Origin of the sequence: Streptomyces sp. Je 1-369, assembly GCF_026810505.1 — a bacterium.
Classification (GTDB): Bacteria; Actinomycetota; Actinomycetes; order Streptomycetales; family Streptomycetaceae; genus Streptomyces.
Genome location: NZ_CP101750.1, coordinates 2,213,638 through 2,226,649, shown reverse-complemented (window position 1 = coordinate 2,226,649; position 13,012 = coordinate 2,213,638). Strand labels below are relative to the sequence as shown.

The 13,012-nt window shown below is 69.0% G+C and carries 11 protein-coding genes; 8 read left to right on the top strand and 3 right to left on the bottom strand.

Going from position 1 to position 13,012, the window contains the following annotated elements:
• Positions 1 to 80 precede the first annotated feature (80 nt).
• From NOO62_RS10205 to NOO62_RS39100, 8 genes are all read left to right on the top strand, one after another.
• Positions 81 to 3,041, top strand: a complete 2,961-nt coding sequence (locus tag NOO62_RS10205; RefSeq protein ID WP_268770559.1) for a M14 family metallopeptidase — start codon at positions 81 to 83, stop codon at positions 3,039 to 3,041.
• A 189-nt stretch (positions 3,042 to 3,230) separates the two neighbouring features.
• The gene (gene gap / locus NOO62_RS10200) at positions 3,231 to 4,241 is read left to right on the top strand and encodes a type I glyceraldehyde-3-phosphate dehydrogenase (protein WP_268770558.1); all 1,011 of its coding nucleotides are present in this window, start codon (positions 3,231 to 3,233) and stop codon (positions 4,239 to 4,241) included.
• Between the two features lie 101 nt (positions 4,242 to 4,342).
• On the top strand, positions 4,343 to 5,554 hold the full coding sequence (locus NOO62_RS10195; protein ID WP_268770557.1) for a phosphoglycerate kinase: 1,212 nt from the start codon (positions 4,343 to 4,345) through the stop codon (positions 5,552 to 5,554).
• Positions 5,555 to 5,560: 6 nt separating this feature from the next.
• Positions 5,561 to 6,337 (top strand): triose-phosphate isomerase, encoded by a 777-nt coding sequence (gene tpiA, locus NOO62_RS10190; RefSeq protein ID WP_268770556.1) that lies wholly within the window; start codon positions 5,561 to 5,563, stop codon positions 6,335 to 6,337.
• Between the two features lie 104 nt (positions 6,338 to 6,441).
• A complete protein-coding gene (gene secG / locus NOO62_RS10185; RefSeq protein WP_030784160.1) occupies positions 6,442 to 6,672 on the top strand; it encodes a preprotein translocase subunit SecG in 231 nt (76 codons plus the stop codon).
• A 159-nt stretch (positions 6,673 to 6,831) separates the two neighbouring features.
• Positions 6,832 to 7,167, top strand: a complete 336-nt coding sequence (locus NOO62_RS10180; protein WP_003957010.1) for an RNA polymerase-binding protein RbpA — start codon at positions 6,832 to 6,834, stop codon at positions 7,165 to 7,167.
• Between the two features lie 179 nt (positions 7,168 to 7,346).
• A complete protein-coding gene (gene pgi / locus NOO62_RS10175; protein WP_268770555.1) occupies positions 7,347 to 8,999 on the top strand; it encodes a glucose-6-phosphate isomerase in 1,653 nt (550 codons plus the stop codon).
• 87 nt (positions 9,000 to 9,086) lie between these two features.
• The gene (locus tag NOO62_RS39100) at positions 9,087 to 9,581 is read left to right on the top strand and encodes a DUF2087 domain-containing protein (RefSeq protein ID WP_321170564.1); all 495 of its coding nucleotides are present in this window, start codon (positions 9,087 to 9,089) and stop codon (positions 9,579 to 9,581) included.
• A 52-nt stretch (positions 9,582 to 9,633) separates the two neighbouring features.
• On the opposite strand, the gene pgl is transcribed toward NOO62_RS39100, so the two are convergent.
• Genes pgl through zwf form a run of 3 tightly spaced genes read right to left on the bottom strand, consistent with a single transcriptional unit; the run spans position 9,634 to position 13,012 of the window.
• Positions 9,634 to 10,413: a 6-phosphogluconolactonase gene (gene pgl / locus NOO62_RS10165; protein ID WP_268770554.1), complete on the bottom strand. Its 780-nt coding sequence runs from the start codon at positions 10,411 to 10,413 to the stop codon at positions 9,634 to 9,636.
• Positions 10,410 to 11,492: a glucose-6-phosphate dehydrogenase assembly protein OpcA gene (gene opcA / locus NOO62_RS10160; protein WP_268770553.1), complete on the bottom strand. Its 1,083-nt coding sequence runs from the start codon at positions 11,490 to 11,492 to the stop codon at positions 10,410 to 10,412. Before opcA ends, pgl begins: the two co-directional genes overlap by 4 nt.
• Entirely contained in the window at positions 11,489 to 13,012 is a 1,524-nt protein-coding gene (gene zwf, locus NOO62_RS10155) for a glucose-6-phosphate dehydrogenase (protein ID WP_268770552.1), read from the bottom strand. The genes opcA and zwf overlap by 4 nt, the downstream gene beginning before the upstream one ends.

Sequence of the window (13,012 nt, the reverse complement as noted above, 5' to 3'; positions counted from 1 at the left end):
CCCGCTGTATTGACATGATCATGCACTGTCACGAGCCTGGCATCCCGCACATCTGTGCCGGACAACCGCAAGGGGGGCTCATGAGACGAAGAGCGACCGCGAGATCCGTTCTCGCCACCGGCGCACTGCTCATCGGCGGCCTCGCCGCCGCACCCACCGCCCAGGCCAGCGGCCCGGGCAAGGCCCCGGCCGCCGACGACCCGGCAGCCGTGCAGGTCTACCAGGCAGAGGTCACCGAGAAACAGATCCCCATCCTCGTCGAGGCCGGCCAGGACGCCCACGAACTCGCCGGACAGACATCCGGGAGCGGCACCAGCTCCGTCGAGCTGTACCTGACCGAGGGCCAGGCCAAGGCCATCGAGCGCAAGGGCATCGAGCTCAGCGAGCACAAGGTGCCGGCGGCGACGCAGAAGCGGCTCAAGGCCGCGGGGGACGGCGTCTACCGCCCGTACAGCGGAAAGGGCGGCCTCCAGGAGGAGATCGTCAAGACCGGGCAGGCCAACCCCGGCATCACCAAGGTCGTCTCCCTCGGCAAGACCCTCCAGGGCAAGGACATCCTCGCCCTGAAGCTCTCCAAGAACGCCAAGAAGGCCAAGGACGGCTCCAAGCCCTCCACGCTGTACATGTCCAACCAGCACGCGCGCGAGTGGATCACCCCCGAGATGACCCGCCGCCTGATGCACCACTACCTGGACAACTACGGCAAGGACAAGCGCATCACCAAGCTCGTGGACTCCACCGAGCTGTGGTTCGTGCTCTCCGCCAACCCCGACGGCTACGACTACACGCACGCCGCCGACGGCAACCGCCAGTGGCGCAAGAACCTGCGCGACATCAACGGCGACGGCAGGACCGCGCCGGGCGACGGCGTCGACCTCAACCGGAACTTCGCCTACAAGTGGGGCTACGACAACGAGGGCTCCTCCCCGGCGCCGTCCTCCGAGACCTACCGCGGCACGGGCCCGATGTCCGAGCCCGAGACCAAGGCGCTCGACCGCTTCCAGAAGCGCATCGGCTTCACGTACGGCATCAACTACCACTCGGCGGCCGAACTGCTGCTCTACGGAGTGGGCTGGCAGGTCGCCACGCCGACCCCGGACGACGTGCTCTACCGGGCGCTGAACGGCACCCCGGAGAAGCCCGCCGTCCCCGGCTACCACCCGCAGGTCTCCTCCGAGCTCTACACCACCAACGGCGAGGCCGACGGCCACGCGGGCAACATCAACGGCATCTCGATGTTCACCCCGGAGATGTCCACCTGCCAGACCGCGTCGAACGTGGACCCCAATGACGCGTGGAAGCCCGAGGACTGCGCCTCCATCTTCACCTTCCCGGACGACGAGAAGCTGATCCAGCAGGAGTTCGCCAAGAACGTCCCGTTCGCGCTCGCCGTCGCCGAGACCGCTCTCCACCCCGACCAGCCGGTCTCCGTCAGCGGCATCGAGGCCCCCGACTTCACCCCCGACTCCTTCACCACCTCCTACGCCCGCGGGGGCGACCAGGAAGTCGCCGTCACCGCCCGCAAGTCGGTGCGCGACAAGGAGCTCAACTACCGCATCAACGGCGGCCGCACGCACGATGAGGACCTCAAGGCCTGGAAGGGCGGCGAGACCTACGGCGGCGAGGACAACCTCCACTTCGACGAGTACCGCGCAGAGATCGAGGACGCGCGCGCCGGCGACAAGGTGGAGGTGTGGTTCACCGGACGCACGAAGAAGGGCCGCACCCAGAGCGAGCACTTCACCTACACCGTCGCCGAGCGCCCGAAGGCGAACACCCTCGTCGTCGCCGAGGAGGGCGCGACGGCCACCCAGACCCAGAAGTACGTCGACGCCATCAAGGCCAACGGACGCACCGCCGCCGTCTGGGACGTCGCCCGACAGGGCGTACCGCACCCCCTCGGCGTCCTGTCGCACTTCTCCGCGGTCGTCCACTACACCGGCGATCCCGTCCCCGGCGCGCCCACCCAACTCGCCCTGCGCGACTACCTCAACGAGGGCGGCAAGCTCATCGAGTCCGGCGAGCGCACCGGCGGCAACGTCGACCTCGGCGAGGCCCTCACCGACGACTTCGCGCAGTACTACCTGGGCGCCTATCAGCGGCTCAACGCGCCGGGCGTCACCAGCTTCAAGGGGAGCGGCGCACTCTCCGGGGTGACCACGCCGCTCGCCGGCGCCGACACCAACCCGCTGGACAAGGCAGGTCGCTTCGCCGTCACCTCCGAAACGCTGCCCGCCGACGAGTTCCCGCAGTTCAAGAGCGCGGCTGCGGGCTCCTACCCCGGCCTCACCAACCCCTACGCGCCCTTCGAGGGCCAGGGCATGGCCTCGGCCACCCACGCCGACCAGGACTGGAAGCGGCTCACCCGCACCATCGACCTGACCGGCGTCACGGCGGCCGACGCGCCCGAGCTGCGCCTCGCCCTCAACTGGAACCTGGAGACCGGCTACGACCACGGCCTCCTGGAGGCGCACACCACCGGAGCCGACGACTGGACCACGCTGCCCGACAAGAACGGCAACTCGTCCGCCGCCGTCCCCGCCGAGTGCGAAGCCGGTTTCTTCGTCAACGGCCACCCGTTCCTGCGCCACTACCTGACCGTCGGCGCCACCAGCTGCACGGCGTCCGGCACCAGCGGCGCCTGGAACAGCTTCACCGGCTCCTCCGGCGGCTGGAAGCCCGTCGCCTTCGACCTCAGCCCCTACGCGGGCAAGAAGATCGAGGTGGCGCTCAGCTCCGTCACCGACCCCTCCACCGGCGGTCGCGGCCTCTTCGCCGACAACGCGCAAATCGTCATCAACGGCAACGCCACGGAGACCGAGGGATTCGAGTCCTCGCTCGGCTCCTGGAGCGTCGCGCCGCCCCCGGCCGGAAGCCCCACTATCACAGGCGACTGGGCGCGGACCGGCGAGCTCTTCCGCTCCTACGCGGCGGTCACAGCGCGTGACAGCGTGCTCCTCGGCTTCGGCTTCGAGCACGTGCCCACGGACGCCGGAAGGGCCGCTCTTATGGGCGCCTCCCTGGCACATCTGCGCAGCTGACAGTGCGTAATCGGGACCAAGGTCCCGGTGGCCCGTACCCCTACTGCAGGGTACGGGCCTTTGTGCCGCCAACGGCCCCTCTCGATGTCACCTCAGAGGCTTCAGAGAGGTAGGGTCGGAGGCGGTCGGGGACATCCCATACAACTCGCCGGCGTCTAAAACCGGCGTACCAACGAGGAGATCGGTTTCGTGACGATCCGCGTAGGCATCAACGGCTTTGGCCGCATCGGTCGCAACTACTTCCGCGCGCTGCTGGAGCAGGGTGCGGACATCGAGATCGTGGCTGTCAACGACCTGGGTGACACCGCGACCACGGCGCACCTGCTGAAGTACGACACCATTCTGGGCCGCCTCAAGGCCGAGGTGACGCACACCGAGGACACCATCACCGTCGACGGTCACACCATCAAGGTGCTGTCCGAGCGCAACCCCGCCGACATCCCGTGGGGTCAGCTGGGCGTCGACGTGGTCGTCGAGTCCACCGGTATCTTCACCAAGAAGGCCGACGCCGAGAAGCACATCGCCGGCGGCGCCAAGAAGGTCCTCATCTCGGCTCCGGCCAAGGACGAGGACATCACGATCGTGATGGGCGTCAACCAGGACAAGTACGACGCGGCCAACCACCACGTCATCTCCAACGCCTCCTGCACCACCAACTGTGTGGCGCCGATGGCGAAGGTCCTCGACGAGAACTTCGGCATCGTCAAGGGCCTGATGACCACGGTCCACGCGTACACCAACGACCAGCGGATCCTGGACTTCCCGCACTCGGACCTGCGCCGCGCCCGCGCCGCCGCCGAGAACATCATTCCGACCACGACCGGTGCCGCGAAGGCCACCGCCCTGGTCCTGCCCCAGCTCAAGGGCAAGCTCGACGGCATCGCGATGCGCGTCCCGGTCCCGACCGGCTCCGCCACCGACCTGGTCGTCGAGCTGCAGCGCGAGGTCACCAAGGACGAGGTCAACGCCGCGTTCAAGAAGGCCGCCGACGACGGCGACCTGAAGGGCATCCTCTACTACACCGAGGACCCGATCGTGTCGTCCGACATCGTCAGCGACCCGGCGTCCTGCACCTTCGACTCCTCCCTGACCATGGTCCAGGAGGGCAAGACGGTGAAGATCCTCGGCTGGTACGACAACGAGTGGGGCTACTCGAACCGCCTCGTCGACCTCACCGTCTTCGTCGGCGGTCAGCTCTAGTCACCAGAGCAGGCACCTAGATGTGAGCACAGGGTCCGGACCGCGCAACGTCGCGCGCTCCGGGCCCTGTTGCGCGTCAGCCCACCCAAGGAGTCCAGTTCATGAAGACGATCGACGAACTTCTCGCCGAAGGAGTCGACGGCAAGCGGGTCTTCGTCCGCGCCGACCTCAACGTGCCGCTCGACGGCGCCACCATCACCGACGACGGCCGCATCCGCGCCGTCCTGCCGACCGTCAAGGCACTCGCCGACGCGGGCGCCAAGGTGGTCGTGGCCTCGCACCTGGGCCGCCCCAAGGGCGCCCCGGACCCGGCCTTCTCGCTGCTGCCCGCCGCCGAGCGGCTCGGTGAACTCCTCGGCGCGCCCGTCGCGTTCGCGAAGGACACCGTCGGCCCCGCCGCGCACGACGCGGTGAACGGTCTGCGGTCCGGCCAGGTCGCCGTCGTCGAGAACCTCCGCTTCAACGCGGGCGAGACGTCCGAGGACGACGCCGAGCGCGGCGAGTTCGCCGATCAGCTGGCCGCCCTCGCCGATGTCTACGTGGGCGACGGCTTCGGTGCCGTGCACCGCAAGCACGCGTCCGTGTACGACCTGCCGGCGAAGCTCCCGCACTACGCGGGCTACCTCATCGCCACCGAGGTCGGCGTCCTCAAGAAGCTCACCGAGGACGTGAAGCGCCCGTACACCGTCATCCTCGGCGGCGCCAAGGTCTCCGACAAGCTCGCCGTCATCGACGAGCTGCTCGGCAAGGCCGACCGGCTCCTCATCGGCGGCGGCATGGCGTACACCTTCCTCAAGGCCAAGGGGTACGAGGTCGGCATCTCCCTCCTCCAGGAGGACCAGATCCCGAAGGTCACGGAGTACATGGAGCGCGCCGAGAAGAACGGCGTCGAGCTCGTGCTGCCGGTCGACGTGCTGGTCTCCAAGGACTTCCCCGACCTGAAGACCAAGGCCCCGGCCGACTTCGAGACCGTCGACGCGGACAAGATCCCCGCGGACCGGGAGGGCCTGGACATCGGCCCCGCGTCCCGTGAGCTCTTCGCCTCCAAGATCGCTGACGCCGAGACCGTATTCTGGAACGGCCCGGTCGGCGTCGCCGAGCACCCCGACTACGCGAACGGCACCGCCGCGGTCGCCCGGGCCCTGCTCAACTGTGACGGCTTCACCGTGGTGGGTGGCGGCGACTCCGCCGCGGCCGTCCGTAACCTGGGCTTCGACGAAAACGCATTCGGCCACATCTCGACCGGCGGCGGCGCCTCCCTCGAATACCTCGAGGGCAAGACGCTCCCCGGCCTCGCCGCACTGGAGAACTGACACCTGATGACTACGCGTACCCCGCTGATGGCGGGCAACTGGAAGATGAACCTCAACCACCTCGAGGCCATCGCCCACGTCCAGAAGCTCGCCTTCGCCCTGGCGGACAAGGACTACGAGGCCTGTGAGGTCGCCGTCCTGCCGCCCTTCACCGACCTGCGCTCCGTGCAGACCCTGGTCGACGGCGACAAGCTCAAGATCAAGTACGGCGCCCAGGACATCTCGGCGCAGGACTCCGGTGCCTACACCGGCGAGATCTCGGGCCCGATGCTGTCGAAGCTGAAGTGCACCTACGTCGCCGTGGGCCACTCCGAGCGCCGCCAGTACCACAACGAGACCGACGAGATCTGCAACGCCAAGGTGAAGGCCGCGTACAAGCACGGTCTGACCCCGATCCTCTGCGTCGGCGAGGGCCTGGACATCCGCAAGGCGGGTCAGCAGGTCCAGTACACGCTGAACCAGCTCGACGGCGGCCTGAAGGACGTCCCGGCCGAGCAGGCCGAGACCATCGTCATCGCCTACGAGCCGGTCTGGGCCATCGGCACCGGCGAGGTCGCGACCCCCGAGGACGCGCAGGAGGTCTGCGGCGCGATCCGCGGCCGCCTCGCCGAGCTGTACTCGCAGGAGCTCGCCGACAAGGTCCGCATCCAGTACGGCGGCTCCGTCAAGGCGAAGAACGTCGCCGACATCATGGCGCAGCCCGACGTGGACGGCGCCCTCGTCGGCGGCGCGGCGCTGGACGCGGACGAGTTCGTCAAGATCGTTCGCTTCGGCGACCAGTGAGTATGCGCTAGCGGCGTTACGTCGTACCCTGACGGGGGTCGAAGCTCCAGGCTTTCGGCCCCCGTCGTCGATTCAAGTCCGAGGAAGTTGGTCCAGCCGTGGTTATGGGGTTCTCGATCGCCCTGATCGTCTTCAGCGCTCTGATGATGTTGCTGGTGCTGATGCACAAGGGCAAGGGCGGCGGTCTTTCCGACATGTTCGGTGGCGGAATGCAGTCGTCCGTCGGCGGTTCCTCCGTCGCGGAGCGCAACCTCGACCGCATCACGGTCGTGGTCGGTCTGCTGTGGTTCGCGTGCATTGTCGCGCTCGGTCTTCTGATGAAGGCGAACAACTAGCGTCAGCCACTGGTCGCTTGTCCGGTGCGAGCTCGCGTGCGCGGCTTATCATGGGGCTTGCGTCCGGGGGTGGGGTGTAACTCCCAACACTGGACGCGCGTTGGGCCTTACGTAAACTGAGGCGCCCGCAGCAGCACCATCACGCAGGGAGTTACGACCGTGGCAAGTGGCAACGCGATCCGAGGAAGTCGGGTCGGGGCGGGGCCGATGGGCGAGGCCGAGCGCGGTGAGTCCGCGCCGCGACTGCGCATCTCCTTCTGGTGCTCCAACGGGCACGAGACGCAGCCGAGCTTCGCCAGCGACGCGCAGGTCCCCGATACGTGGGACTGTCCCCGCTGCGGCTTTCCGGCAGGTCAGGACCGGGACAACCCGCCGGACCCGCCGCGCACCGAGCCGTACAAGACGCACCTGGCGTATGTACGCGAGCGGCGCAGCGACGCGGACGGGGAGGCCATCCTCGCGGAAGCGCTCGCCAAACTGCGGGGCGAGATCTAACACTTGAATACGACCACGGAACCGGCCGGACACGTAAAGGTGTCCGGCCGGTTTCTCTGTTCCGGTACGTGTGCGGACAGACAGTTTCGGACATCTCATCCCGCTCTCTGATCGATTAGGTTGGAGGGTGCAGCGGGGCAATTAACGTACGCACGTACGAGAGAAGGCTGAAGTCCGAGATGAACGCAGAAAGCCGCGCCAGGCTCGACCGTATTCCCGAGTGGACGGCGCTCACCGAGCACCGTGACCAGCTGGGGGAGGTGCAGCTGCGAGAGCTCTTCGCCGCGGACCCGGCGCGCGGCACGGCGTACACCCTCCAGGTCGGCGACCTGCACATCGACTACTCCAAGCACCTCGTCACCGACGAGACGCTGACGCTCCTGCGCGACCTCGCGGCCGCCACCGACGTCTTCGGACTGCGGGACGCCATGTTCCGCGGCGAGAAGATCAACACCACCGAGGACCGGGCCGTCCTGCACACGGCGCTGCGCGCCCCGCGGGACGCCGTCGTCGAGGTCGACGGCGAGAATGTGGTGCCCGCCGTGCACGCCGTCCTCGACAAGATGAGCGCCTTCTCGGAGAAGGTCCGCTCCGGCGAGTGGACCGGTCACACCGGCAGGCGCATCAAGAACGTCGTCAACATCGGCATCGGCGGCTCCGACCTCGGTCCCGCGATGGCGTACGAGGCGCTGCGCTCCTTCACCGACCGCGGCCTCACGGTCCGCTTCGTGTCGAACGTCGACGGCGCCGACCTGCACGAGGCCGTGCGGGACCTGGACGCCGCCGAGACGCTCTTCATCATCGCCTCGAAGACGTTCACCACCATCGAGACGATCACTAACGCCACCTCCGCGCGCGACTGGCTGCTCACCGAGCTGAAGGCTGGTCAGGACGCCGTCGCCAAGCACTTCGTGGCCCTGTCGACCAACGCCGAGAAGGTCTCCGACTTCGGCATCGACACGGACAACATGTTCGAGTTCTGGGACTGGGTCGGCGGCCGCTACTCGTTCGACTCGGCCATCGGCCTCTCCCTGATGATCGCCATCGGGCCCGACCGCTTCCGCGAGATGCTCGACGGCTTCCACCTCGTCGACGAGCACTTCCGCACGGCGCCCGCCGAGTCCAACGTGCCTCTCCTGATGGGCCTGTTGGGCGTCTGGTACGGCAACTTCCACGACGCGCAGTCGCACGCCGTCCTGCCGTACTCGCACTACCTCTCCAAGTTCACCGCGTACCTCCAGCAGCTGGACATGGAGTCCAACGGCAAGTACGTCGACCGGGACGGCAAGGAGGTCGACTGGCAGACGGGCCCGGTCGTCTGGGGCACGCCCGGCACCAACGGCCAGCACGCCTACTACCAACTCATCCACCAGGGCACGAAGTTGATCCCGGCGGACTTCATCGGCTTCGCCGAGCCCGTCGCCGACCTGCTGCCCGGCCTGGTCGCCCAGCACGACCTGCTGATGGCCAACTTCTTCGCGCAGACCCAGGCGCTGGCGTTCGGCAAGACGCCGGACGAGGTGCGCGCCGAGGGCGTCGCGGAGGAGCTCGTCCCGCACAAGACGTTCAAGGGCAACCACCCCACGACGACGATCCTCGCCAAGGAACTGACCCCCTCGGTCCTCGGTCAGCTCATCGCGCTGTACGAGCACAAGGTCTTCGTGCAGGGCGCCGTGTGGAACATCGACTCCTTCGACCAGTGGGGCGTCGAGCTCGGCAAGGTCCTCGCCAAGCGCGTCGAGCCCGCACTGACCGAGGGTGCCGAGGTGCCCGACCTGGACGGGTCGACCACGGCGCTGGTCGACAAGTACCGCGACCTGCGCGGGCGTTGATCCCTACCCGGTATTAATCGGATGCGGGCGGACCACCCGGCGGGTGACACTGCTTCGGCTCTGTCACCCGCCGGGAGGGACCCCGTCATGGACCAGCTGCACGCCGCGCTCGCCGACCCCGAAAGACTCAGGCTGTACGCGCGGATCGTCCTCGACGACCTGCCGCCGCGCGAGGCCGACTCCGCGGTCGCCCGCAAGCACCTGGGACGCCTCCTCGCCACCGGGCTCGTGGAGCGGCTGCCCGACGGCTCGCTGCGGGCCGACCCCGCCGTCTTCCGGCGTTCGCCCGACCCGGTCGACGCGCACGACCGTCCCACCGTGCCGCGCCGCCTCACCGGCTTCTTCGCGCACGGCCGCCTCACGGCCATACCGGTACGTCCCGTCGTGCGCCACGAACTCCTCGTCCACCTCACGGACGCCCTCTTCGACACGGGCCGCACCTACAGCGAGGGCGAGATCAACGACGCGTTCCGCACCGTCCACGACGACACGGCGGCCCTGCGCAGGTACTGCGTCACCGATGGCCTCCTCGTCCGCGAGCAGGACGGCAGCAGCTACCGACGCGTCCTCGTGGACGCCTGAGGGCCCCGCACCGTTCGGTGCGGGGCCCTCAGAGGTGGAGAGCGGTGAACGGCTACGCGACGGCCGGCGGATACAGCTCCGGGGGGAGCTGCGAGGCCGCCGCGGCGTCCAGGAGCCACAGCGTCCGGACACGGCCGTAGGCACCGGCCGCGGGGGCCTGCACCTCGCCCGCGCCCGACAGGGCGACCGCCGCGGCGTTCGCCTTGTCCTCGCCCGCCGCCAGCAGCCACACCTCGCGCGCCGCCCGGATCGCCGGGAGCGTGAGCGTGACGCGGGTCGGCGGGGGCTTCGGCGCGCCGTGCACGCCGACCACCGAGCGCTCCGTCTCACGCACCGCGGGAAGCTCCGGGAAGAGCGACGCGACGTGCGTGTCCGGGCCGACGCCGAGCATCAGGACGTCGAACGTCGGCACCGGGCCGTGGTCCTCCGGGCCCGCGGCCGCGGTGAGTTCGGCGGCGTAGATCTCCGCCGCCGCGTCCACCTCGTACGCGCCGTCCGAGGCCGGCATCGGGTGCACCCGGGCCGGGTTGAGAGGCACCGAGTCGAGCAGCGCCTCCTTGGCCTGGGTGTAGTTGCGCTCCGGGTCGCCGTCCGGCAGGAAGCGCTCGTCGCCCCACCACAGGTCCAGACGCGACCAGTCGATCGCGTCCTTCGCGGGGGAGGCGGCCAGCGCCGCGAGGACGCCGTTGCCGTTGCGGCCGCCGGTGAGGACCACCGACGCGTGGCCGCGGGCGGCCTGCGCGTCGACGATCTTCGTGATGAGGCGGGCCGCCGCGGCCTGCGCCATCAGCTCCTTGTCGCGGTGGACGACGAGCTGCGGGGCCGCGGTCACTTGGCCGCCGCCTTCTTCGCGGCGGTCTTCTTGGCCGGGGCCTTCTTGGCAGGCGCCTTCTCCGGCTCCTCCGACGCGGCCGCCTTGGACTCGGCCTCGGCCTTCGCGTCGTCGGACGGCTTCTCGTCGGCGAGCGACGGGGTCTGCTCCGTCGGGTCGCCCAGACGGTCCACGCCGTACCTCAGCGCGGACGCGTAGGTGTCGTCCGGGTCCAGGCGGCGCAGCTCCTCGGCGATCAGCTCGGCCACCTCGCGGCGCTTGAGCGCCACCGCGCGGTCGGGCTGCCCCTCGATGGAGAGCGTGGCGAGCGAGCCGTCGGCGCGGTCGAGCACGATGGGACCGCAGGTGGTCTCCATGCGGACGCCGGTCAGGCCGGGGCCCCCCGACAGGGTGCGCTTCACGGGGACGTCGAGGCGGTCAGCGAGCCACATGGCGAGCAGCTCGCAGCTCGGGTTGAACTCCTCGCCCTCCACCTGCACCGAGGTGACCTTGCAGATGACCTGGTCGAGCGCGGCGGCCAGCATGGAGCGCCACGGCGTGATGCGGGTCCAGGACAGGTCCGTGTCGCCGGGGCTGTACGCCTCGGCGCGCGCGGTCAGCTCGTGGATCGGCTGCTCCGCCGCGTACGTGTCCGTGACGCGGCGCTGGGCCAGGGCGCCCAGCGGGTCCTTGGCGGGGTCCAGCGGGGCGTTCACCGGCCACCAGGCGACCACGGGGGCGTCGGGCAGCAGCAGCGGCAGGACGACGGACTGGGCGTGGTTGATGCCCTCGCCGTAGAGCCGCAGGATGACCGTCTCGCCGGTGCCCGCGTCCGCACCGACCCGGACCTCGGCGTCGAGGCGCGAGGTGGTGCGGTCGCGGGGCGAGCGGGCGGCGCGCTTGATGACCACGAGGGTGCGCGAGGGGTGCTCGCGGGAGGCCTCGCTGGCCGCCTTCAGGGAGTCGTAGGCGTTCTCCTCGTCGGTGACGATGACGAGGGTGAGCACCATGCCGACGGCCGGGGTCCCGATCGCGCGGCGGCCCTGCACGAGCGCCTTGTTGATCTTGCTGGACGTGGTGTCCGTGAGGTCGATCTTCATGGCCGGCGCCAGCTCCGTCCGTCTCGTGCGAGCATTTCGTCCGCTTCGGTCGGGCCCCAGGTGCCGGCCGGGTACTGCGCGGGCTTGCCGTGCTTGTCCCAGTACTCCTCGATCGGGTCGAGGATGTTCCAGGACAGCTCGACCTCCTCCGTGCGCGGGAAGAGGTTGGCGTCGCCGAGCAGGACGTCGAGGATCAGACGCTCGTACGCCTCCGGGCTGGACTCGGTGAAGGACTCGCCGTACGCGAAGTCCATCGAGACGTCCCGGATCTCCATGGAGGTGCCGGGCACCTTCGAGCCGAACCGCACCGTGATGCCCTCGTCGGGCTGGACGCGGATGACGATCGCGTTCTGCCCGAGCTCCTCGGTGGCGGTGTGGTCGAAGGGGGAGTGCGGCGCGCGCTGGAAGACCACCGCGATCTCGGTGACGCGGCGGCCGAGGCGCTTGCCGGTGCGCAGGTAGAAGGGGACGCCCGCCCAACGACGGTTGTCCACCTGCAGCTTGATGGCCGCGTAGGTGTCGGTCTTCGACTTGGGGTCGATGCCGTCTTCCTGGAGGTAGCCGACGGCCTTCTCGCCGCCCTGCCAGCCCGCGGCGTACTGCCCGCGCACGGTGTCCTCGCCGAGGTCCTTCGGCAGCCGGACGGCGCCGAGCACCTTGGCCTTCTCGGCGACGAGCGCGTCGGCGTCGAAGGAGGCGGGCTCCTCCATCGCGGTGAGCGCCATCAGCTGGAGCAGGTGGTTCTGGATGACGTCACGGGCGGCGCCGATGCCGTCGTAGTAACCGGCGCGGCCGCCGATGCCGATGTCCTCGGCCATGGTGATCTGGACGTGGTCCACGTACGACCGGTTCCAGATCGGCTCGAACATCTGGTTGGCGAAGCGGAGCGCCAGGATGTTCTGGACGGTCTCCTTGCCGAGGTAGTGGTCGATCCGGAACACCTGGTCCGGGTCGAACACCTCGTGCACGATCGCGTTGAGGTCCTGTGCCGACGCCAGGTCGTGGCCGAACGGCTTCTCGATGACGGCGCGCCGCCAGGAGCCCTCGGGGGCGTCCGCGAGCTCGTGCTTCTTGAGCTGCTGGACGACCTGGGGGAAGAACTTCGGGGGCACGGAGAGGTAGAAGGCGAAGTTGCCGCCCGTACCCTGCGCCTTGTCCAGCTCCTGGATGGTGTCCTTCAGCTGCTCGAAGGCGTCGTCGTCGTCGAAGTTGCCCTGGACGAAGCGCATGCCCTGGATGAGCTGCTGCCAGACCTCCTCGCGGAAGGGCGTGCGCGCGTGCTGCTTGACGGCGTCGTGCACTTCCTGCGCGAAGTCCTCGTCCTGCCATTCGCGGCGGGCGAAGCCGATGAGGGCGAAGCCCGGCGGCAGCAGACCCCGGTTGGCGAGGTCGTAGACAGCAGGCATCAACTTTTTACGGGACAAATCGCCCGTGACACCAAAAATGACCAGGCCCGACGGCCCCGCGATACGCGGGAGCCGTCGGTCTGCGGCGTCACGCAGCGGATTGCTGCTTGACAA

Coding starts and splice junctions, on each gene's coding strand:
- tpiA (WP_268770556.1), top strand. CDS start 5,561: ATGACTACGCGTACCCCGCTGATGGCGGGCAACTGGAAGATGAACCTC.
- pgi (WP_268770555.1), top strand. CDS start 7,347: ATGAACGCAGAAAGCCGCGCCAGGCTCGACCGTATTCCCGAGTGGACG.
- NOO62_RS10195 (WP_268770557.1), top strand. CDS start 4,343: ATGAAGACGATCGACGAACTTCTCGCCGAAGGAGTCGACGGCAAGCGG.
- opcA (WP_268770553.1), bottom strand. CDS start 11,492: ATGAAGATCGACCTCACGGACACCACGTCCAGCAAGATCAACAAGGCG.
- secG (WP_030784160.1), top strand. CDS start 6,442: ATGGGGTTCTCGATCGCCCTGATCGTCTTCAGCGCTCTGATGATGTTG.
- NOO62_RS39100 (WP_321170564.1), top strand. CDS start 9,087: ATGGACCAGCTGCACGCCGCGCTCGCCGACCCCGAAAGACTCAGGCTG.
- NOO62_RS10205 (WP_268770559.1), top strand. CDS start 81: ATGAGACGAAGAGCGACCGCGAGATCCGTTCTCGCCACCGGCGCACTG.